At 64.8% G+C, this 19251-nt stretch carries 23 protein-coding genes; 1 reads left to right on the top strand and 22 read right to left on the bottom strand.

Features of this window, described 5'->3' with window-relative positions; genetic code table 11:
* Window positions 1–10 precede the first annotated feature (10 nt).
* The 5 genes from Q0982_RS06860 to Q0982_RS06840 all read right to left on the bottom strand — a co-directional run bounded on the left by Q0982_RS06860 (window position 11) and on the right by Q0982_RS06840 (window position 5216).
* Window positions 11–274, bottom strand: a complete 264-nt coding sequence (locus Q0982_RS06860) for a hypothetical protein (protein ID WP_299393308.1) — start codon at window positions 272–274, stop codon at window positions 11–13.
* Window positions 275–362: 88 nt separating this feature from the next.
* Window positions 363–1043: a hypothetical protein gene (locus Q0982_RS06855; protein WP_299393305.1), complete on the bottom strand. Its 681-nt coding sequence runs from the start codon at window positions 1041–1043 to the stop codon at window positions 363–365.
* A complete protein-coding gene (locus tag Q0982_RS06850) occupies window positions 1040–3277 on the bottom strand; it encodes a phage tail protein (RefSeq protein WP_299393303.1) in 2238 nt (745 codons plus the stop codon). Before Q0982_RS06850 ends, Q0982_RS06855 begins: the two co-directional genes overlap by 4 nt.
* Window positions 3277–3699: a hypothetical protein gene (locus tag Q0982_RS06845; protein ID WP_299393302.1), complete on the bottom strand. Its 423-nt coding sequence runs from the start codon at window positions 3697–3699 to the stop codon at window positions 3277–3279. The genes Q0982_RS06850 and Q0982_RS06845 overlap by 1 nt, the downstream gene beginning before the upstream one ends.
* A complete protein-coding gene (locus Q0982_RS06840; RefSeq protein ID WP_299393299.1) occupies window positions 3696–5216 on the bottom strand; it encodes a LamG-like jellyroll fold domain-containing protein in 1521 nt (506 codons plus the stop codon). The genes Q0982_RS06845 and Q0982_RS06840 overlap by 4 nt, the downstream gene beginning before the upstream one ends.
* 187 nt (window positions 5217–5403) lie before the next feature.
* Between Q0982_RS06840 and Q0982_RS06835 the strand changes: the two genes are divergently transcribed.
* The gene (locus Q0982_RS06835) at window positions 5404–6024 is read left to right on the top strand and encodes an FkbM family methyltransferase (protein WP_299393297.1); all 621 of its coding nucleotides are present in this window, start codon (window positions 5404–5406) and stop codon (window positions 6022–6024) included.
* Between the two features lie 20 nt (window positions 6025–6044).
* On the opposite strand, the gene Q0982_RS06830 is transcribed toward Q0982_RS06835, so the two are convergent.
* From Q0982_RS06830 to Q0982_RS06750, 17 genes are all read right to left on the bottom strand, one after another.
* Window positions 6045–6476 carry a hypothetical protein gene (locus tag Q0982_RS06830; RefSeq protein WP_299393294.1) on the bottom strand — a complete coding sequence of 144 codons (432 nt, stop codon included), beginning with the start codon at window positions 6474–6476 and terminating at the stop codon, window positions 6045–6047.
* The gene (locus Q0982_RS06825) at window positions 6469–6615 is read right to left on the bottom strand and encodes a hypothetical protein (RefSeq protein ID WP_299393292.1); all 147 of its coding nucleotides are present in this window, start codon (window positions 6613–6615) and stop codon (window positions 6469–6471) included. The genes Q0982_RS06830 and Q0982_RS06825 overlap by 8 nt, the downstream gene beginning before the upstream one ends.
* A gap of 12 nt (window positions 6616–6627) precedes the next feature.
* Window positions 6628–7173, bottom strand: a complete 546-nt coding sequence (locus tag Q0982_RS06820) for a hypothetical protein (RefSeq protein WP_299393289.1) — start codon at window positions 7171–7173, stop codon at window positions 6628–6630.
* Between the two features lie 72 nt (window positions 7174–7245).
* Window positions 7246–9129 carry a hypothetical protein gene (locus Q0982_RS06815; protein WP_299393287.1) on the bottom strand — a complete coding sequence of 628 codons (1884 nt, stop codon included), beginning with the start codon at window positions 9127–9129 and terminating at the stop codon, window positions 7246–7248.
* A gap of 140 nt (window positions 9130–9269) precedes the next feature.
* Entirely contained in the window at window positions 9270–9644 is a 375-nt protein-coding gene (locus Q0982_RS06810) for a hypothetical protein (RefSeq protein ID WP_299393284.1), read from the bottom strand.
* A gap of 11 nt (window positions 9645–9655) precedes the next feature.
* On the bottom strand, window positions 9656–10048 hold the full coding sequence (locus Q0982_RS06805; RefSeq protein WP_299393281.1) for a hypothetical protein: 393 nt from the start codon (window positions 10046–10048) through the stop codon (window positions 9656–9658).
* Window positions 10049–10051: 3 nt separating this feature from the next.
* On the bottom strand, window positions 10052–10207 hold the full coding sequence (locus Q0982_RS06800; RefSeq protein ID WP_299393280.1) for a hypothetical protein: 156 nt from the start codon (window positions 10205–10207) through the stop codon (window positions 10052–10054).
* A 23-nt stretch (window positions 10208–10230) separates the two neighbouring features.
* Window positions 10231–10680: a hypothetical protein gene (locus tag Q0982_RS06795; protein WP_299393277.1), complete on the bottom strand. Its 450-nt coding sequence runs from the start codon at window positions 10678–10680 to the stop codon at window positions 10231–10233.
* Between the two features lies 1 nt (window position 10681).
* Window positions 10682–10996 (bottom strand): head-tail joining protein, encoded by a 315-nt coding sequence (locus Q0982_RS06790; protein WP_299393276.1) that lies wholly within the window; start codon window positions 10994–10996, stop codon window positions 10682–10684.
* Window positions 10996–11478 carry a hypothetical protein gene (locus Q0982_RS06785; protein ID WP_299393273.1) on the bottom strand — a complete coding sequence of 161 codons (483 nt, stop codon included), beginning with the start codon at window positions 11476–11478 and terminating at the stop codon, window positions 10996–10998. Before Q0982_RS06785 ends, Q0982_RS06790 begins: the two co-directional genes overlap by 1 nt.
* A 77-nt stretch (window positions 11479–11555) precedes the next feature.
* Window positions 11556–12542 carry a hypothetical protein gene (locus tag Q0982_RS06780; RefSeq protein WP_299393271.1) on the bottom strand — a complete coding sequence of 329 codons (987 nt, stop codon included), beginning with the start codon at window positions 12540–12542 and terminating at the stop codon, window positions 11556–11558.
* 105 nt (window positions 12543–12647) lie between these two features.
* Complete coding sequence (locus Q0982_RS06775; RefSeq protein ID WP_299393268.1) at window positions 12648–13022, bottom strand: capsid cement protein; 375 nt, start codon at window positions 13020–13022, stop codon at window positions 12648–12650.
* 57 nt (window positions 13023–13079) lie between these two features.
* The gene (locus Q0982_RS06770) at window positions 13080–14666 is read right to left on the bottom strand and encodes a S49 family peptidase (RefSeq protein WP_299393266.1); all 1587 of its coding nucleotides are present in this window, start codon (window positions 14664–14666) and stop codon (window positions 13080–13082) included.
* Window positions 14666–16312 carry a phage portal protein gene (locus Q0982_RS06765; protein ID WP_299393263.1) on the bottom strand — a complete coding sequence of 549 codons (1647 nt, stop codon included), beginning with the start codon at window positions 16310–16312 and terminating at the stop codon, window positions 14666–14668. The genes Q0982_RS06770 and Q0982_RS06765 overlap by 1 nt, the downstream gene beginning before the upstream one ends.
* A gap of 3 nt (window positions 16313–16315) precedes the next feature.
* Window positions 16316–16528: a hypothetical protein gene (locus Q0982_RS06760; RefSeq protein WP_299393262.1), complete on the bottom strand. Its 213-nt coding sequence runs from the start codon at window positions 16526–16528 to the stop codon at window positions 16316–16318.
* Between the two features lie 8 nt (window positions 16529–16536).
* Window positions 16537–18642, bottom strand: coding sequence for a phage terminase large subunit family protein (locus Q0982_RS06755; protein WP_299393259.1), 2106 nt, complete (start codon window positions 18640–18642; stop codon window positions 16537–16539).
* Window positions 18620–19219: a DUF1441 family protein gene (locus Q0982_RS06750; protein WP_299393256.1), complete on the bottom strand. Its 600-nt coding sequence runs from the start codon at window positions 19217–19219 to the stop codon at window positions 18620–18622. Before Q0982_RS06750 ends, Q0982_RS06755 begins: the two co-directional genes overlap by 23 nt.
* Window positions 19220–19251: the final 32 nt, after the last annotated feature.

The raw sequence follows: 19251 nt of genomic DNA, 5'->3' as shown, positions 1-19251 counted from the left end.
GAAACGACCGTCACTTGTCGGCCTTGTGGTCGAGGCGTTCGAAGACCGCCTTGAAATTGTCTTTGCTGTCGCGGGCGTTTGCGTTGATCGTGTCCTTGATCTCGCGCACGTCATCACGAAGACCTTCCTCCAGTGTGTTCACCCGGCCTTCCAAGGCCTTCATCTCCGCCTTCATGATCCCCAGCTGCTTATCGATCCGCAGAACGAAAATCACAGCCGCCACAAGAAAGGCGGCGACCTGCAGGATGTCGCCGCCGTCTATGCCCCACTCCATTCGGAGACCTCCTCACCCTCTGGCATCGCAAGAAAAAAGCCGCCCCGGAGGCGGCCCGTGTCACCCGGTCGACGGCGGTGGATCGCCGTCAAAGCTTGATCCAGATATAGGCCGCCATGGACGGCGGCTGGATCGGGAGGGTGGTGCCGTCGCCCATGTTCTCGGTTGTGCCCGTGCCGTCGCTGGTGGTGCCGTTGTCCTTGGAGAAGCCAACGCCGCTGCCTTCGTTGCTCCCGAACTTGCGGGGCAGGGTCAGGTCCAGCCCTTCGGCGGGCAGATGGGTGCGCTCAATGGTGACCTCTTCCTCACCCCAGATCGCGCCGACGGCCCGCGCCGTCAGCGGCGGCGACGCATCTGCCCCGACCTCCGCGTACCCCCGGCGGTTCGGGATCCTGATCGCCTTGTTGTCTGCCCAATCCTGATCAGCGGAGACCCCACGACCGCCAGGAGTCACGGGCGCTGTAGTCTCGGACCAATCGTTCCACAGGCAGGTAAAGAGCGCGCGATATTGATCTCCGGTCAGGTTTGCGCCCGATGTCGGCGAACCGATGGTCCGGCCATCCGCCAGCAGCCAGCCCGGATCGACGGTCGCCTTGGCTGTGCTCTTGAAATCACCGGTTCCCGGCCCGAACGGAATCCCGCCCACCGTCGAGCCGTCACCGAAGACCCAGCTGTGTGTGTCGGTGATGTACCAGAACTCGCCTTCTGTCGGCGTCGAGTTAGAGACCACCGCCCAGACATCGCGCCGCTTTTGCCGTTGTTCGCTCAACTGCCGATCGCTCCCTCGTCGTTCGTCACCGTGACCGCCTGCGACACCAGACCCTCGTCCACGAAGTTGGTCACGGACTCCGACACCAGACCCTCATCCACCTTCGACGTCACGCCGGCCCCGCTGGAGCCGACCACGTAGCCGAAGACCCGTGCATAGGGCGATGTGATGCCCAGATGGTTCACCGACCGGATCTCAAGGTCGTAGCTTTCGTCCAGATTGACCGGCGGCGTCTGTGCCGAGTTGTCGGCCCCGTCGATGGTCCATGACTGCTGCCAGAAGGTCGCGCTCGACTTCTTGAACCGCAGTTGGTAGTGACCGCCGTTGACGACGTAGAAGTCATCCGCCAGCATCCAGGTGACCAGGATGTTGCGGACGATGTCGCCTGCGGCCGTCAGCGTGATCTGGGTAAAGACGCCGATGCCGGTCGGCTGCGCCACGTCGAAGGGGTTCGGCAGGTTGGTATCGGGCGCCAGATCCACCCGCGTTTCTTCCAAACCGGAATCAAACTCGAAGATGCCCGCCGCAGTTTCCCGCAGCCCCATTTCGACCAGAAGCGCCGGGGCGTCGCTGTCGCTCTCTTCGAAGATCAGTGCCCAGGCTTCGACCTCGAAGACTTTGCGGTCCCAGCCGTAGGTCTGGTTGGTCAACTCCACCCTGTCCCCCGCCTGAACCTGCAGGCAACGCAAGGACCAGCGGGCGGTAACGCTGATCTCCTGCCGGTGACGCTCCAGAGCGATCTTCGCCAGCCGCTGCGCCTGGTTGGCGCGCGTCGTGAAGGGGAGACTGAGTTCCCGAAACTTCCGCCGCCCACCGTCCGCCGCCTGGTAGAGCGCATTGACAGCGGGCGGATAGTCGTCCGGCTGCCCGTCGCGCTCCGGCGAAACGAAGATCCCCTTGACCGCGTTGAACCGGTCCCGGCCCGTGATCTTGGTCTGGACCTCGATCGGCCCTCGCAGATCGTTCTCGTCCAGGGACAGCGAGGGCAACGCCCAGGCCGCCGGGAGTACCCGCCACTGCCCGGAGCCATAGACGGCGCGCGCGCCCATCGCCGTCAGCATCTCTTCGATGATCGACGAGGGTGGACGGTCGGTTTCCACCACACCCGACAGGGCGTAGCGCGGTTCGCCCTTCTTGGTCACGGTCAGGGTGCCGCTACCGGCATCCGTCAGATCCACCGCTGTGCCGGTCAGCGCATCGGCATAGGAAGCCGCCAGCCGGATCCTCGGGTCCTTGTGATCGGTCTGCCGGCGGCGCACCGGGATGGCGAAGTAGTTGATCCCGGCCTGCAGTCCCGCCGGCAAAGCATCCGTGCTGGAGACCTGGACAACGTCGCCCGTCTGCAGCGACAGCCGTGGTAGGTCCAGGTCGATAGCATCGTCCGCCTCGGACACAGCGGACGCTGTGAAGTCCGCATCCAGCACGGTCACGAACTCGTCGCAGACGTTCGCACCGGCCGCCGCCTGATCGTCGTCGAACTCGTCGGGCCCGGCCCCAAGACCCAGCGTTTGATCCAGCATGTAGTCGCGGGTGCAAAGCACCGCATTTGGCGTCCACACCACAGGCGACCCGCCCTGCCGAACATCAGCCACCTTCCTGCCCTTTACCCAGGCAGAGGGGTTCGGGATCGAGGTCGGAAAAAGATCTCTGTCGAACTCCAGTCGCAGGTAGATGTAGGCCATGCCGCGCAGGCGGTGTGCCGCCGTCCAGGATGCGACCTCGTCGACCAGATCCGGATCCGCAACCTGATCGGCTTCCCCAAGGTACTTCTTGATGCGGACCTTGTTCTTGTACTTGCCCGCCGTGACCAGACCGTCGCTGTCGAGGTCGTCGGAAAAGATCGGGTCTGCATTCAGCCAGACCTCGTCGATGGCCTCGAAGGGTCCTTGGCCAAGAGCCACAACCAGATGCAGGAAGCGGTTGTTCCCAGTCGACTCCGCGAAGATCATAGGCCCCGCAACCCGGGCTTCGCCGTAGACCAGCCGCCTGGGTGTGATCGGCTGCCGCAGCGTCTGGGTCCGGTTCTGCGCCCTCGCGGTAAAGCTGCTCAGGTTCGGGAGGTCGACACTCGGCTTCTCTGCAAGGAACGATGCACCCAAGCCAAGGACAAGGTTTGTGGCACCGATGATCACCGCCGTCAGGCCGGCGGAAAGCCCGAAGATCGTTGCGCCCGCCGCAAAGGACCCGACCCCGGCAAGGACGGCACCGGCCACCACAGCTGCGGCGGGCGGCATCAGCCGATCCTCCAGGCGCGTGAGGCTTCCCGCAACGGCCGCTCGCCCCAGCCCTTCGGCGCTGCAGCCGACAGCGTCACCCGGCCGCCAAGATCGACGATCCCCAGGGTGTCGCGCCCGCGCTCCAACGTGATCACGACGTCGCCGCGCTGCGCCTGAAGCGGCGGCACCTCCGCCAAGCGGTGAATCTTCGCCTTGGTCTCACAGAGCCCAGCCACTCCACCGTAGCGCTTGAGGACGGCGACTGCCTCGGACTTGCCGCAATAGCCGCGGATGTCGTCGGCAAGGTCGATCCCGGTTTCGGCCAGGACGCAATCGCAGACCGCCAGACAGCAGTCATGGCCGCCATAAGAAAAGGGCCGCTCGGAAGCGGCCCTGATCGCGTCTGCCAGTCGGCTTTGCCAGTCCGGTAGGCGGTTCATCCGCGCCCCCACAACAGTTCCTTGTCCTGGAGGCTCTGCACGAACTCCAGCCCCTTGTCGTCCGGATAGTCGATGGCCTGGTCCTGGCTGGTATAGCGCCGCTCTCTTGGACGCTCCAGGTCGATCAGGCTGTTCTCAGCCGTCAGCGACACGTCTGCGTCCTCGGCGCGGTTGCGGTGGCGCATCACATCCATGCGCCCCTTGAACAGCAGAACCGGATCCGGAATCAACGCGGCGCCCGGCTTGGTGCTGTCCATCAAACCCAGCCAGAGCCGCGCGGTGCGATTCTGGTATTCCTCGTTCAAGGCCAGCGAGACGACCTCGGTCGGCACACCCGAGAGCGAGAACGACGCCCCTGTCGCACGCACCGACTCCGTTTCGCGAACCGGACCGACTCCGCCGAAGGTGCCTGCTCCCGTGTACGTCTCCGCATCGAAATCCGTCGGGCCGACACCGGTCCAGAGCCTGAGGTCGCCGCCGTCGAAAGAAAATTTCGCCAGGAGAACCGGTGCCAGGACCGCCTGCGCCGTCTCGCTCGCCATCGCATCCGTCATGATTCGGCGCGTCGAGTCCAGGATGACGCCGTTGGCGCGTCCCGCAATCGGTGCAATCGAACCCGCACCAGTCGCAGTCGTTTGAACAAGGCCATCAGCAGTGCCGGTCAGCGCGGTCAGATCTGCAACAGCAGCTCCTCCAAGCCCGGTAGAACCAGTAGCAGATCCGCCGAGGACAGGAAGCCCACCGGTTGCCAGGCCGATGGGATCTGCGCCCGGCGGTGCGAGCTTGTAAGGGTGGCCATTGGGCAGGTTGCCCTCAAGACCCCACTTGTGCGCCAGATAGCCTTCGACCGATTGGCGGTCGGCGTCCGAGAGCGCTGTGTTGTAGATCAGCACTTCCGAAATCAGGCCGTCGTGATTTGAGACACCGTGCGTCGAGCCCACACGGGGTATGGCTCCGAAGCCGCTGTCTGTGTTGACGACAGCTGCACCGCTTGCGCTCTCTGCCGTGCCGTCGAGATAGAGCGTGATGTCGCCTAAAGTCGTGCCGTCGAGCTTCGCGGCGCCAACCCGTGCCGAGGTGCCAGGCACCAGGGTCGTACTATCGTAGTCGTCGTCCCAAAGCCCCACACCCCAGCGGTCAGTGGACCGAGATACGAGGTGAAAGGATTGCCGCGTCGCGTTGTCCCCGAATGACAACACGCCATGATCGGCCAGGACATCATCGTTCTGAAAGACGACAAAGACGGTTCTATTTTGGCTACCGGAGATACCAGTTGGTGCGTCGTAATCCAACTCGTCGTTCGATCCGTCAAATTGGATTGACGGCAGCCCGCCAATCCCAGACGCCACATACAGCGGTCTTTGGCTGGCGGACGACTGAGAGGCATGGTTGTTGTCTCCCGACTTATCGTCCCATTGCTGGACAATGTCGCTGCCGTCCTTGGTGATGGTCGCAAGGTCATCGGCGTCATACCAGAGGACACACCCGGAGACATCGACGATCGGATCGAAAGCCACCTTTTATACCCCCTTTTGACCTAGGGCCATTTTCCTATTGCCGCTAACTTCAACGGGAACGCACAATCCATGCATGATTACCGCCAGATCACTTCCAATTCAGATTGAAACGAGCCACATTCGGTTTCGTGGGAATCGGATACCCTTCAGCTACGACCAAGCCAGCCGTTCAGAGATTGAGGCAACCTTGCGTGGCCGCACCTATCCGGCCATCGACTTTCTGTCCTCTGCAACGGTCGTCGTCGATGTCGGCGCAAACGTGGGAGCAGCCGCCATCTGGTTTGCAGAAGTTTATCCCCGCGCCGAGATTTATGGCTTCGAGCCCCATCGACAGAGCTATGATTACGCCTGCAGCAACACCAAGTCCTTCGGTCGCATTCACATCTCCAACTTCGGACTCAGCGACCACGACCATGAAGCTGAACTCTTCATCGGGAAGCACACGAACACCACGAACTCCGTGCATCGCGCCCGCCTGAACTCCAGCGTTTCGGAGAGAATTGACCTGCGCGATGCTGCCTCGGCAATCGCCGCCCTTGGCGTGCACCACATCGATATCCTTAAGATCGACACCGAAGGCTGCGAGGTCCCGATCCTCAGCAGCATCCTTGGGACGTACGCCCCGAAAGCGATCTACATGGAGTACCACAACGAAGCCGACAGGCTGCGCCTGGACCAGATGCTCTCCGGCGACTACATCCTTTATGCTTCCAGGGCCTCGCGCCCCCACGTTGGCGAGACCATACACATTCGCCTCGACGCTTTCCCCGACCCATCCGTCATCGACGCTATCGCCGTGCGCTCTTGAACTGATGGCGGGTCGGCGCGTTAGCTCTCCGGCTGCGTCAAGGTCATGGATGACACCGAGACATTCTGCCCGGCGGTAATCGCAGTCGTGTTCAGTTCCAGAAACGCTCCCGAGGCCGTCGCCCCGACGTCCCCATCCAGGATCGCCACGCCGTTGCTGTCGACGATGCGGCACCACGTCGCCGTCCCGGAGGCGTTCGCGCTGCCGTCTGCAGTGATCGCGTTGGCCGTCGCCTGCCCTCCGGGGTTCGCGTCGACGGCATTGCCGAATGCCGGATCCGACATTGTGAGTTCGGCAAGCAGAACCTGCGCACCAACTGCGACATCCGGGTCCGCCGGTCGCGCGCCATCATAGATCCTCAATAGGCCCGCACCGGCACCCCCGTCGATCAGGTCCACAGCCGCGTTGCACATGGCAATCGCGGCAGCATTCGCGATCCGGACGTCAGGCATGCCCGCCTCCCATCTCCTGGCGCAGCGCCTTCAGTTTCGCGCGATACATCTTGGTCTTTGGCCCTTTCGGGTTGGTCGCCAGATAGCGTTCCAGTTTCGCCACCTGCTGTTCGAGCGGTGGCACCTTCTGCCCTTCCATGCGTTCTCCTTTCTAGAGGGATTCCACCGCCGAGAAGCGGATCCCGTAGAGGTTCGTCTCCGCGATCTCCCAACTCGCCAGGGTGCCCGCCAGACGGAACACGCCTTTCGCGTTGTTAACGGCCAGCGGTGCCGTATCGAGCGGGCTTTCCCGAAGCGACGGCCAGATGCGCAGGTTCGCAACGCCCGCCACGTCGCTGTCCGCCGTCTCGATCACGCGGTGCAACCGCGTTGTCGCCCCGGCACCGAGGCTGAAGAAATCGCCGGGAGCCATGATCTCAACCGTGCTGCCGGTCCAGCCGGCGGTGGTCAGCAGATCCCCGATCTGCCCCGCCCCGCTCACCACCGGGATACCCGTAGCCACGCCCCGCGGCGCGGCCCCGAGAACGTCGCCGAAGAGAAAGGTCTCTGCTCCGCCGTTCAGGAGCAGTAGCGCCGAGGCCAGTTCATCCGCCTCGGCGCGGTCAAGCGGCGGATAGGTCAGTTCCACCTCCCAGCGCTGGCCCTGGTGGACCTGGACCTGTTGCTGCAGCGTAAAGGGCGATTCTGTGCGCGCCACCGTCGCTCGCGCTGTCCAGCGCACCCGCTGCGGTGCGACCGGAAGTTCAATCGGAAAGACAGCCACGGTCGCTTAGGCCACCTGCGAGCCGAAGAACCGCGGGTCGCGCTGCCGCTCTCCCCGGACTGTCTCGACCGAGGCATTGATCAGGCCCGGGGCCGCCCTGGCGATCCCGCGGCGCACCGCTTCCTCGACGGCCGCATCGCCGTTGCTGCCCCGGGCGTCGATGTAGACCGTTGTCCCGCCCATACCCGCCTGCGCGCGCTGCTGACCGGGCGTGAGGACGTCCACACGCTCGCCGGGTGTTGCCTTGAAGGCGACGGTCTGGCTGTCGGTTCCACCGGAGCCGCCGACCGTGAAGGACCCGCCCGTGGCGAAGCTCCCCTGCGCCTGGATGTTCGACCCCGTGAACTGCGGCCCAAGAGACCCGCCGCTGAAGACTGAAGACCCCAGATTGAGAATGATGCCGCCAATGTCGCCGAGCTTAAACCCGCCGCCGCCCTGCTTTGGGACGGAGACCATGGCCTGGATGATCTTATGGATGATGTCCAGTGCCAGCCGGCCCCAGTCGCGGAGCGTGTTCATGGACCCGGAAAGCGCCCGGTCTCCGGTGCGCACGGCCTCCGTCAGCAGGTCCATTTCTTTGCGCACTCCCTCCAGTGCCTCCTGCTCCTTCTTGAGCGTCTCCTCCGCCTGCTTGGTAGCGCGGCCGAAGGTCTCCTGCGTGATCAGTCCCTCGTCGCGCAGTTGCTTGAGCTTTTCGATCTGGCGGTTGTAGGCCTCGATCGGCGTCTCTACGGCGCGCCGGACGGCTTCGGCTTCGTTTTCCAGCCCCCGGAGATACTGATCGCGGGTCTTCAGCATGGCGTCGAAGTCGCGCTTCAGGTCCTTGGCCTCGATCCCCACCTTCCCGACGCTGCCCGCCAGATCCTCGAAGCCCTGCCCGAACTCGCTGACCGCCGGCACGCCCTCCTTGAAGGTCTGCAGCGCGAGTTCCGCCTCGTAGCGCATGGACCCCAGTTCGATAGAGAACAGCTTCAGCGCCAGGGCCTGCTCCTCGAAGAAGTGACCCCCGGCGAACTCCGGCAGCGCGGCCAGGGCGTCCAACATCGAGGCGATGCCATCGACGATGGCCTGTGCGTCGGCCAGGATGTTGATCCGCATGTTCAACAGGGTTTCGTGCAGAAACTGAACCGCCCGGGGCACCATCTCTGACAGCCAGATCGTCAGTTGCGTCAGGGCCGGACCCAGCGCATTCACGACCGCGATGGTGAGTCCCCTGAAGGCCGCTTCCAGGCGGACCATCTGGTCGCGCGACCGGGCCGCTGCTTCAGCCATCTCCTGGGTGATGGTCACGCCCAGCGCATCTGCCTCAGCCCGCATCTCGCGGATCGCTGCCGACCCGCCTTTCATGGTCTGCAGGAGCGCGACGCCCTCACTGTCAAAGAGCTTCATAGCCAGGCGCACGCGGTCCGCCTGCCCTTCAACGCCGGCCAAGGCATCGGCCAGAACCTCGAACTGCTCCTCCGGACGCAGGCGCTCCAGATCCGTAGCGGACAGACCGAGTTCCCGCAGCGCGTCCTTGGCCTCGCCGGTGCCGTTCGCCGCCTCGGAGATCCGCCGCGTCATGCGCTGCCAGCCCTGGGTCAGGGCCTCGAAAGCAACGTTGCTGCGCTTGGCGACGAACTCGTACTGGGACAGCGCCTCGGTACTGGCCCCGAGGCGGGTCGATAGTTTGCCGATCCGATCCGTTGCCGCCTCTGTCTTGGCAATCAGGGCCACAAAACCGGCCACCAGGGCCGCGCCGGCTGTCGCAACCGCCCTGGTCGCAGTCATCACCGCGCCCATCGCGGACTTCAGGCCCGAGAGTCCACGCTTCACCGAATTCATCGCCGCGGCGGACTTGTCCTTGCCGAGGATCGAGAACTTCAGCGATTTGCCGAGCGAAATTGCCATAGCCTATTTGCCGTTCTTCACTTTGAAATAGCCGACCCAGTAGTTGAACTCCGCGACGGTCAGGGTCTGCACCAGCTCCCCGACCGTGCGTCCGAGCATCGCGGCGAGATGAAAGACCATCAGGAGGTCCGGGTCGGCCCTCAGTTTCCCGCCGCTTGATCCGGGTCCTCTTCTTCGCCGACGATCTGCTTGACGACGGATGCGATCACATCCGGGTCAAGCTCGCGCATCATCCGCGGCTTGAGGTCGCGCGTGAAGATCGGGTCGCCGTTCTCGTCGCGGGCCTTCAGGATCAGGACCTCGCAGAGAGCCGAGAGATCCTCCTTGGAACCGTAGCGGTTGACCCGATTCTTCTCGTCCAGGTTCATCGGAGTCGCGTGGATGATGGCGGGCTTCCCATCGATGCCCCATTCCTCGACCTCGATAACCGTGATTTCCTGGCCTTTGAACTGCTCGACCGCCTGATGGAAGATCGGGTGGTGCTTGGAGTCTTCGCTCTTTCGTCGCTGCGCCATGTTGAAGCTCCTCAAACGACCGTCTGTTCGGCAAGGTCGCCGTTGCCCTGGAAGGTAAAGGCCGCCTCGACGATGCCGTCGTGCGCCGCCTGTTTGGTTACCTGCGTCACCGTGGCGGTTCCGACATAGTGAACGTCGCCGGACGTATTGCCCTCCGGATACACGTCAAGCTGGACCGATGCCCCTTTTGTCAGGGCGCCCTGTCCGGTCGAGTCGGTTTCGTCCCAGAAGCACTCCAGCGATCCCGACCAAGTTGTTTTGGTCACCTTGTGGGTTCGCGCGACCGGCCCCATGACAGAGGTGTCGGCCGTTTCCGCCGTTTCCTCGATCGACCAGGAGCGAACCTCCGCCACGACAGCTGCCCCGATCTGGACGATGCCCTCGTTGCCTACGTGATTGGCCATGGCCTAGCCCTCCTTCCTTGCGGGTTTCTTCTGTGGCGGGCCGTCGTTTCCGACTTTGGACCAGCCTCGGTTCTCCATGGTCGGGACCTCGCTCGCCAGCACCTCGACGGGCCCCTTGGCCTTGGGATTACTCATGGTCACCATCGTTTTGTTTGCCACGTCTCGTCCTCTCTCATCAGCGGCTATGCCGCGGTTGTGGGATCGCCTTCCGGCGTGCGGTACAGGACCGAGAGCGTCATGCGGGCCACGCCCAGGGGCTGGCGCTTGTCGCCCTCAATGGTGACCTCGGTGCCTTCCAGCACTGTGCCTTTGACCAGTCCGCTGAAGGTGGTCCCGCCGAGAACGCCCTCGACCTCAGCGCAGATCTGATCCAGCCGGTCGTCCAGGCCCGCGGCCTCCTCGGCAACCGCCGCGACCGCCAGTTCAACGACACGGGCGAGCGGTGCCGTTCCGGGCGGTCCCATGGCGTCGCGTTCCGACTCCTCATTGAGGGTGTAGACTGCCAGGGCAGGCAATCGTTCTACGGGGATCTCGCGGACCCGCGAGGGGAAGACGTTGGACCCGGTCGTCGGCAGGCCCGTCAGGGCCGCGACCGCCGCGTCGCGGATCTGCTTGCGCATGTGATCGGCCATGTCAGGAAGGCTCCAGCAGCAGTTCCGTGATGCCCGTGCCGTCGGGTTGCACGCCGACGACGGCGTAGATGGTCGCGTTGACCGTCAGGCTGTCACCCTGGGCGATGTTCGGTACATCCTCGGACGCGCAGGTGAACCGGGGCTGGCTGGTCTCCACGGCTACGTCGTCCTCCTGCAGCCCGCTGGCGAACTCGTTGTCGAAGATCCCGTTGACCGTGATTGGCCCGCCCCCGCCGGCAGGCGACCACGTCGCAGCCACCCCGAAGACCTCCGGATCGAAGAAGGCGGCGCGCTCCTCGGGTCCCTCGACAGCCATCAGGCTTTCGCCTTCCGGTCTTCGGCCGCCTTCAGAGCCTTGCGGAGGTCCGCGACCGTGACCGCGCCCTTGGGACCGCTGCCCGGGATGGTGACCACGTCGATGCCCGCTTTCTCCGCTTTCTTGAGCAGGCTGGCGTGGAGGGCCTTGACCGCTCTGCGAACGTCGTTGATCACGACACGTCCGTCTTTCCCGGTGCCCTTGACGTCAGCCTGGGTAAGCCCCTCCTGATTCATAAGCCCTACGGCGGCGACAGTCGCATTCAGGGCTTTCGCCCGGCTGCGGTTCCCCGGGGTTTCCGGCGGCTGCCCGTCCGCCAAGGCAATCCGCCGGGTTTCGTAAAGCTGCTTCAGCTTGTGCCTAGCGACCCATTTCTTCGAGACGGTTTGGCCCTTCTTCACCCGCTTGCCGTTGAAGACCATGTCCCGGGTCCAGACATAAGGCCGATCGATGTTGAAGCGGCCAAGATTCCTGCGGTACATCCCGCCCTCCGATGCCATGTGAGAAGCGGGCCGGCGTGAGCCGGCCCGTCTGCGCCCCGCCTCTTGAGACGCGGGGTCTAGATGATGTCGTGGAAGTAGTGACCGCAGTCGGCAGAGACCCGCTTCTGATCGTCTGCCGTTTCGATCTCGTAGCGGTCCGAGTTCTTGGTATCGACTCGGAAGGTCTTGATCCTCTGGCCCTGCGCGCCCGATCCCGGATAGTTCCGCCACACGAAGGTGTACCCCGCAGCCGGTGTCTCAATTGCAGGGTTCGGCGGCACATATGCCAGCAGGGCCTTACCGCTGCCGAGCAGGGCCATGCTTGGATCGGCGGCCCCTTCTTTGGCGGCGTTGACCACGCCCCGCATCGTCATGATGCGGTCGAGCTTCAGGAGGGCTGCCAGTTCGGAAAGGTCTACCGTCGAGACCCCGTCCTGGGTCCCGTACTTCACCCGGTCAACGATGTCGGGGTGATCGACGAGTTGGTCTTCCACATCCTGAGCAATCACCAGGGTGTTCGGCATGAAGCCGCCGCTTTGGACATGGACCGCCGTCTTGGCCGTCCGAATGTCCTGGATCGGCGTCGAGTTCGGGTCGCTCCACTTCAACACCTGCCCCGCTCCGGGCGCAGCGGCCACGCCGGTCACTTCACCCGACCACACCGTCAAGGCCATGTAGCTGGTGATGAAGCGGTTCTCCCGATTGATGCGGGCCTTCTGGTTCAGAAAGTTGACCGCCGCCCGATCATTGTTGAGGGGCGAGTCTGTGTTCCCGCGCGTTTCGTCGTCGATATCCGTGTGCAAGGCACGCACCCGGCACAGATAAGGATCGTCGGCTTGCACGCGATAGCCGCTCCCGGCGGACTCGGAACGCGGAGCCCGAATCTTCATCTCGTCGCGCGCCAGGTCTCCCCGGTTGAAGATGTAATAGACGTCGCTCTTGTGCTCGACTGGCAAGATCGGGAATACCCGGTCGGCCACAAAGTTGTCGTCCGACTGCCAGTTCGCAACTGACATGTTCGTCAGCGGCCTGTTGACATGGACGTCGCCGGATGTCGGATTCATGGATGATCCTTCCTTTCTTCTCGCATGAAAAAACCGCGCACCCGGCGGGCCGCGGTTCATGATGCTGCCGCAGGACGCCCCGGCAGCCTGGGCGATCAGGATCGATCAGTTCGGCTGACCGGGCCCCAGCTGTAGCAGGACTTCGATGATCTCGCCTGCCGCCCCGGCGGCTTCCAGCGCGGTACCGAGCTTCTCCTCGCCGACCGTCGGTGGTACGGCACCGCCATTGGCGTCGGAGGCGACCGAGGCACCAGCCGCCACCGCCGCGCCGGCCACGACCTTGCTGACCCCGGCAATGGCGACAGTGGCTGCCTCGCCGGCAGCGCTCGGCTTGTTCTGAAGCACCCCGTGTGCGTTCGCCCCATCGCCGGTTGGGTCGATCTGTCCGTCCGCCGCGACGGTCATGAAGCGGTACTGGCTGGCAGAGAGGTCCGCGCCAGCCACCAGGGTGATGTTGTGCAGGCTTTGATAGGTTGCCATCTTCTGTTCCTCGTCTTGATGGTTCGCTTGTGCGGGCGAAGCGTGCGGTCGCCGGCGCTACGCCGCGCGCAGGACCTTGTAAAGTTCCGGGTTTTGCTCGCAGGCCTTCACGTAGGCCTGCTCGTAGGTGATGCGCTCTGCCGCCTGGATCTTCTTGGCTTCACGATCGATGCCGTCTTCCGCCTTCTGCCGGGGCGTCCCCTTCCCACTGGCAACCTTGCCGTCGGCATCGGGCGCTGCGGTCGGCTGCGCCTGGGGTGCATCGTCCTGCCGCGCCGCCTGGCGCCCCGCGCGGCGCTGCTTGCGCTGCTCTGCGAAGGCCAGCGCCGCGGCGGCGACGCCCATGGAGCGGTCGGCCTTGAACTGCGCCAGGAGTTCGCCTTCGCCCGGCTCGGCCAACTGGTCCATCTGCATCAGGCGCGTATGCTCCGCGTCGCTGCCCTGACGGCGGAGGAACTCTGCGGCGGCTGGATTGGTCGCGGCGAACGCCGCTGCCGCCGATGCCGCGGCGGTATCTTCGCCAGCGTCGGCGTCCGACTCCTCCATCTCCTTTTCGTCCTCCCGCTCCTCGTCGTCGTTAGCCTGGGTTTCCTGTTCCTCAGACGTTTGCTCGCCCTCGGCGGCCTTGGACGGCTTGCTGGTGCCGCCCTCGGCAGCCGTGGCATAGACGCGACTGCGCTCCATGGTTTGCTCCTCATTGCTGCGCGTGGACCCTGCCAGCGCGGTTGCGGCCACGACTTCGTCGCGGCCCTCGATGTGCGCCCGGAAGGCCTCCATTGCCTCCCGCGGTGCCATGATTGCATCGGCGAGACCGGCGGCGAGACCGGTCTCTCCCTGATACATCTGTGCTTCGGTTTCAAAGACGGCGGCTTCCGGCATGTCCCGGCCACGCGCCACCGAGGCAACGAAGATCCGCCTGACGGCGTCGACCTCTTCCTGGATCTTCTCCCGCACGTCGTCGGGGAGCTGCTCGTAGGGATTGCCGTCGACCTTGTGTTTGCCCGCGTGGATGAAGGTGACCTTGACGCCTTCCTTCGACAGGAACTCCGACCAGTCGACGTGCATGCAGACCACGCCGACGGAGCCCACCATGCCTGTGCGCGGCATGATGATCCGGTCAGTGGCACTGGCAATCGCATAGGCCGCCGACGCGGCGTACTCGGTCAGGATCGACCAGATCGGCTTTTCGCTGCGCGCGGCGTGGATCTCGTCTACCAGATCGAAGCAGCCCGCCACCTCGCCGCCCCCGCTCTCGATGTCGAACGCAATCCCCTGCACCTCAGGGTCGATTAGCGCGTCCTGAAGCTTGACCGATATGCCGTCATACCCGGTCATGCCGCTGTAGGGATCGATCGAGCCGAGCTTGTTGACCAGGGTGCCGATAATCGGGATCACGGCGATCCCGCCGTCGATCATGTCGAAGGTCCGCCGCCGCTCGCCTTGGGTCCGTGCGGCCGCCTGCACGGCCATGCCGTCGAGGTCGTCTGCCGAGTAGACCGCCTCCAAAGCCGGGACCTGCACCTCCGAGACATTCAGCCGTTCGCGAAGAACCGCCACGATCTCCATTGCCTTGTCCGCTGTGATGACAAGGGGCCGATTGAAGACCCGGCTCCGGGCCAGGAGCGGCAGATCGTGCGCGCGCATCAGTTTTCCTCCTGGGTTTCGTCCTCGGGGCGGTCCATCCCCCGGTCGCCTTCCTCGTCTGCCGCCGGCACCGGTGCCGCGCCCGCCTGGACCGCGGCACCTTCCAGTCCGTCGCGCACCCTTGCCGCTCTCTCGCGGCTGCGCTGCGCATGGTTCGATTCCCAGTCTCCGCCGGTCATCTCGGCCGTCTCGCGCTGCAGGGTCGATACGCCCATGTCCACGCGCTCGCGGGCCGCGTCGACCTCCTTCTTCGGGTCAATCTGGCCCGGCGACGGACCGGTCCACTCCGCCGAACACCACGCATCGCGCACCAGCGGGTCCTCCCAGCCGGGCAGCCCGATCAGTCCGCTGTCGACGGCTTCGGCCAGCATCTCCTCGTAGAGCGGCTGATGGAGCATCGAGACCAGTAGAGCCCGCCGCCGCCGCAGCATCTTCCAGGTCTCCAGGAGCGACGCCCGGCTTGCCGAATATGAGGCTGTGAAGTGCCGGATCAGCACCTCGAAGGAAAGCCCGATCGCCACCGCGATCTGCCGGACCACCGCCGTGAAGAAGGCCTCGAACTGCGGATTGGGGCGGCCCGGGGTAAAGCTCTCTATGGTCTCGTTGGGGGACAGTCCCTCAAGCACCATGCCTGGCTCGAAGGTCACTTCCCAGCGTTCCAGCCCCTTTGCGTCCTGGATCTGCCCAGGATCTGCCGCCATACCTTCCCCGTCATCCGTCTTGGCGATCACGGAAAAGCAGCTGTTCACAACCGCCGCCATAAGCTCCGCGCCGCTATAGTCCGACAGCTGCTTTAGTTCCTCGATCACAGGAGCCAGGATCGGCACGCCCCGTGTCTGATCCGGTCTCGTCGGATCGAAGATATGCAACAGGTTCCGCCGGCCAGACCCCGAACCATAGAAGGGCACCGTTTCCCACTTCGCCTCGATCGGCACCCCGGCCCCGAAGTCGAAGGGATGCTTGTTGGCGATGTGCGCGGCGAGCGGGCGGCCGTCGTCGCTAAGGACAATGCCCTGGACCAGGGTCGGGCCGTCGGCGACATGATCTCGGTTGCAGACGCGCCCCGCCTCAATCAGCTGCACCTTCAAGCCGAACAGATCGCCAGGGCGGCGGGCCATCGGCAGCAAAGCAAAGCAGTCGCCCGAGGCCAGACAGGAATAGAGGGCCACGTACTCCAGCACCCCCAGATGCACCTGCCGCCGCCAATCGGCGCGCTTGGCGAGATGCCGCCACAGCCGCTCGATCTCCCGCTGCTTGACGCTCGCCTCTTCCTCGGTCAACCGGAGGAAGTCACGGTCGAGCCGCGACTGCAGGGTCAGCCCCGTGCCCACCACAGAAGACGCGATGGTCTGGAACGCGCCGGTCGCCAGAGGCATGTTGCGGTCCAGATCCAGTGATGCGCGCCGCAACTCGACCAGATCCGGTGCAATGACCGAGTCGGCCGATCCGTCCGGCGCGTTCCACCGCTTGAGGCTGCGCTTGCGGCGGTCCGCTCCGCCGTAACCGCCCCAACCTCCGCTCGCAACCTGATCGTAGCGGTGCAAGGCGGCCTTGGCCCTGACGCGGCGCACGCCAGCACTGGGGCTGATCGCCGCGATGGCCCGGTCGAGCAGGCTTCGGGTCGGGAGCTTCTTCGTCTTGGCCATGGCTCAGCGCACGTCCGGCACAGCGCGCTTGACGCCGATGCCACCACGGCTCTCCCGGCGAACCAGGCGCGTCAGCCGTTCTTCACGTTGGTACAGTTCGCCGAGATCGGCTCGCGTGAAGCTCCTGTTGCCGATGCTCCAGGATTGGCCGCCCGCTTCGATCTTGGCGATGGCGGTCTGCACTTCGTCCAGTTGTTCGCTGTAGGTCTTGGCCATCGTTCTTCCTAGTTCAATCGCCGCCCGGTGCGGACGATGCGGCGGCCCTTCTGGGCGGTCGTTGGCGGCGCGTCGTCCTCCGGGTCCTCGGCTACGGGCAAGACCGGCGTGACATAGGGATTGACCGTCGCCGCCTGGGCCCAGACCGGCGGGGCCTTCCAATCGATCCTTTCAGCCTTGGCCTGGAGAGCGCCGACGTGGGCCATGACCATCAGGTCGACCGCCTCGTTTCGGTCCTTCTCCTTCTGCCACTTCCCGTCCGGCCCCCGCGTTTCCGCCGTGATCTGCTCGAAGAACGGGTGCGGTGGCTTCTCTTCCAGCAGCCCCCGCGACAGATGGACGGCCAGATCGCCGCCCTCTTCCTTGCGCAACTGGCTGTCCAGTTCGTCCTTCAGGATGTCCGCGTTGAAGAAGAAGACCGGCACTTCACCGCGGGCCGCTGCCTTGCGGTCCTTGCGCTGTGAGTCCGGCAGATGCCGCATGACGCGCGGAGCCGTCAGCTTGCTCGCGCCCTTCGAGAGCAGAACCCGTCGGCCAAGGCCGTCCTTGCGGCAGCGTCGCCAGAAGTCGTAGGCGCGTGGGGTGACACCCTTCGCGCCGCCGGAATCAATGACCGTGCGCAGGATCGCCATCTCCAGGCCCTCGCTGCTCGCAAGCTGATAGCGCTTCTCGATGATCATCTCGCGCAGCAGATCCCAGTCTTCGTTGTAGAGCGCGGGATTGATCAAGCGCTTTTTGCCGTCGCGGTTTTCCGTCTCATAGACAGAAAAGAAGTCGACGACCCAGGACTCCATCCCAGGCCCCCAGGCCCGAACCAGGATCTCGAAGCGGTTCGCCTGGACGTCGACCGCAGCGGTCAGGAACACCGCTCCCTCCGGCACGACACCGAGCGGGTATGCTTCCGCCCGCTCGATCAGTTCTTCGGCCTCCAGCGACGACTCCACCTGCGCCGCCTTCGGCAGGTAGGGTTCCGCCTGATCCGTGTTAACCGTGACCTTCAGCGATTCCTCGGAGCCGGTGCGGTCGCACTCCGCCTTCGCGGTCAGCCAGTTGCGCACGAGGCTCTGCCACGATTGGAAAGCCGCCGCCGGCCCCTTCAGCCAATAGGACGCGATGTCGCTTCTCCGGGCATCGCCGACCAACCGGCCATCGACCACCGCCTGCCCATCGCCGACCCAGATCCCTTCGGCGTTCAATTCGCGCTTCCACTCCGGTCGCAAGAAGCCCCCGCAGAGCGGGCAGATCATCTCGACCGACTCCGCGCATTCCTCGATGTCCGCGCTGTCGGCCCACTTCAACAGGCCGAAGTGCCCCTCGAAGAAGTCCCGGCAGTGCCGGCACTCCCATTGCCAGCGTGCGCGGTGCCCGCGGTTGTAGAGCGCGAGGATCCCGGTGGTCGGTGGTGCCTCGTGGGGCGTCGTCCGCTTCCACTTGGCGTTCAGCACCGGGCGTCCTGGCGAGGACTCGGCCCCCGTCCAGGCGCGAGACCCGTAGGTCTTCGCGCGGTTGCGCAGCAGATCGAAGGGCTCGCCCTCGCCGTCCACGTCCGGCGGCGTGCGGTCATAGTCGGTGATGATCCCGCGCGGGATCGGCCGCCCCGATAGATCGTTGATGGTCGGCGACCCCAGCGACAGGATCATGCCGCGATAGTGCTTGTCGAAGACGTTGTCGCTGCCCTTCGTCGGGTCAAGGCGGTTGCCGACCTCGCGGCTGAAGCGGTTCAGACGCGAGAGTTGGCGCTTCGAGAAATCGCGCGCCATGGCCGACGTCGTCTGGATCACCAGCATGTCTGCCTGATCGCAGGTGACGGCGTAGACGATAGGGTTGATGACCAGGCCCGCCGTCTTGCCGCACTGCGCCGGCCCGACGAATACGGTCCCCGACAAGCGCCGCCGCAGCGACGAGTTCATCGGCTCGACGAGATAGGGCGTGTCCTCGTTGCTCCAGAAGCCGCTGTACCCGCCCGGCTTATGGACGAAGTGATACCGCTCCGCGGCTTCGCTGACGGACATCCCAATCGGCGGTGCCATAAACTCGGAGGCCTCGGCGCGCAAGACGCTCGGGTCCTGGAAAGCCTGCAGCGGCGGCGGCTCAAGCGGCGGTGTTGCGGCCATCGTCCAGGGCCTCCGTCCTCAGGTCATCGGCAAGCCGCCGCTGCCACTCGGTCACAGCCGCCGCCAGTTCTTCCACCGCCTCGGGCGAGAGGTTGCAGCGGCGCTCAAGGAAATCGGGCAAGTCCTGAAGGCGTCCGCTCAAGAACGAGAACACCTCGACGAACTGCGCCTTGACCGCCTCGGTCTCGCAGAGCAGACCTCTCTCGCGGTCAACCTTCATGCGCACCGCTTCGGCTTCGTAGTACGCCTGGCGCTGCTTCGGCGTCAGGGAGTCCAGGCCATCGACGGAGCCGCCCTGCAGGTCGAGTTGCCCGTGCAGTTCGGCGATCCTCTCCGCCTCCGCTGCGCGCTGCGCCTGCTCGCGCCCTTCCTCCTCCCGCCGCCACGCCAAGACCTTGTCCGGGTCGCAGCGGTAAGGCTTGCCGTTGCTGCCGGGCTCCTCGATCGGCATGCCGGCGTGCTTCCAGCGGTCGATGGTCGGCAAGGACACACGAAAGGCCATCGCCAGTTGGCCCTTGTTCAGCAGCACCGGCCCCTCGGGCAGATCCGCCGTCGTTGTGTCTTGCTCCGACAACATCAACACCAATGGAAAGTTAACGGTCTGATTTC

The sequence above is a fragment of the Pelagibius sp. genome (assembly GCF_028281305.1).
GTDB lineage: Bacteria > Pseudomonadota > Alphaproteobacteria > Kiloniellales > Kiloniellaceae > Pelagibius.
The sequence above is the reverse complement of the archived record's forward strand: the minus strand, read 5'-3'. Positions and strand labels throughout refer to the sequence as shown.

Bases quoted from the DNA above. Each gene is read 5' to 3' on its own strand.
- Q0982_RS06795 (WP_299393277.1), bottom strand. From the start codon at position 10,680: ATGGCCGATCACATGCGCAAGCAGATCCGCGACGCGGCGGTCGCGGCC.
- Q0982_RS06755 (WP_299393259.1), bottom strand. From the start codon at position 18,642: ATGGCCGCAACACCGCCGCTTGAGCCGCCGCCGCTGCAGGCTTTCCAG.
- Q0982_RS06775 (WP_299393268.1), bottom strand. From the start codon at position 13,022: ATGGCAACCTATCAAAGCCTGCACAACATCACCCTGGTGGCTGGCGCG.
- Q0982_RS06810 (WP_299393284.1), bottom strand. From the start codon at position 9,644: ATGGCGCAGCGACGAAAGAGCGAAGACTCCAAGCACCACCCGATCTTC.
- Q0982_RS06760 (WP_299393262.1), bottom strand. From the start codon at position 16,528: ATGGCCAAGACCTACAGCGAACAACTGGACGAAGTGCAGACCGCCATC.
- Q0982_RS06815 (WP_299393287.1), bottom strand. From the start codon at position 9,129: ATGGCAATTTCGCTCGGCAAATCGCTGAAGTTCTCGATCCTCGGCAAG.
- Q0982_RS06765 (WP_299393263.1), bottom strand. From the start codon at position 16,312: ATGGCCAAGACGAAGAAGCTCCCGACCCGAAGCCTGCTCGACCGGGCC.
- Q0982_RS06805 (WP_299393281.1), bottom strand. From the start codon at position 10,048: ATGGCCAATCACGTAGGCAACGAGGGCATCGTCCAGATCGGGGCAGCT.
- Q0982_RS06860 (WP_299393308.1), bottom strand. From the start codon at position 274: ATGGAGTGGGGCATAGACGGCGGCGACATCCTGCAGGTCGCCGCCTTT.
- Q0982_RS06785 (WP_299393273.1), bottom strand. From the start codon at position 11,478: ATGTACCGCAGGAATCTTGGCCGCTTCAACATCGATCGGCCTTATGTC.
- Q0982_RS06790 (WP_299393276.1), bottom strand. From the start codon at position 10,996: ATGGCTGTCGAGGGACCCGAGGAGCGCGCCGCCTTCTTCGATCCGGAG.
- Q0982_RS06780 (WP_299393271.1), bottom strand. From the start codon at position 12,542: ATGAATCCGACATCCGGCGACGTCCATGTCAACAGGCCGCTGACGAAC.
- Q0982_RS06830 (WP_299393294.1), bottom strand. From the start codon at position 6,476: ATGCCTGACGTCCGGATCGCGAATGCTGCCGCGATTGCCATGTGCAAC.
- Q0982_RS06845 (WP_299393302.1), bottom strand. From the start codon at position 3,699: ATGAACCGCCTACCGGACTGGCAAAGCCGACTGGCAGACGCGATCAGG.
- Q0982_RS06750 (WP_299393256.1), bottom strand. From the start codon at position 19,219: ATGTTGTCGGAGCAAGACACAACGACGGCGGATCTGCCCGAGGGGCCG.
- Q0982_RS06770 (WP_299393266.1), bottom strand. From the start codon at position 14,666: ATGCGCGCGCACGATCTGCCGCTCCTGGCCCGGAGCCGGGTCTTCAAT.
- Q0982_RS06850 (WP_299393303.1), bottom strand. From the start codon at position 3,277: ATGCCGCCCGCCGCAGCTGTGGTGGCCGGTGCCGTCCTTGCCGGGGTC.
- Q0982_RS06825 (WP_299393292.1), bottom strand. From the start codon at position 6,615: ATGGAAGGGCAGAAGGTGCCACCGCTCGAACAGCAGGTGGCGAAACTG.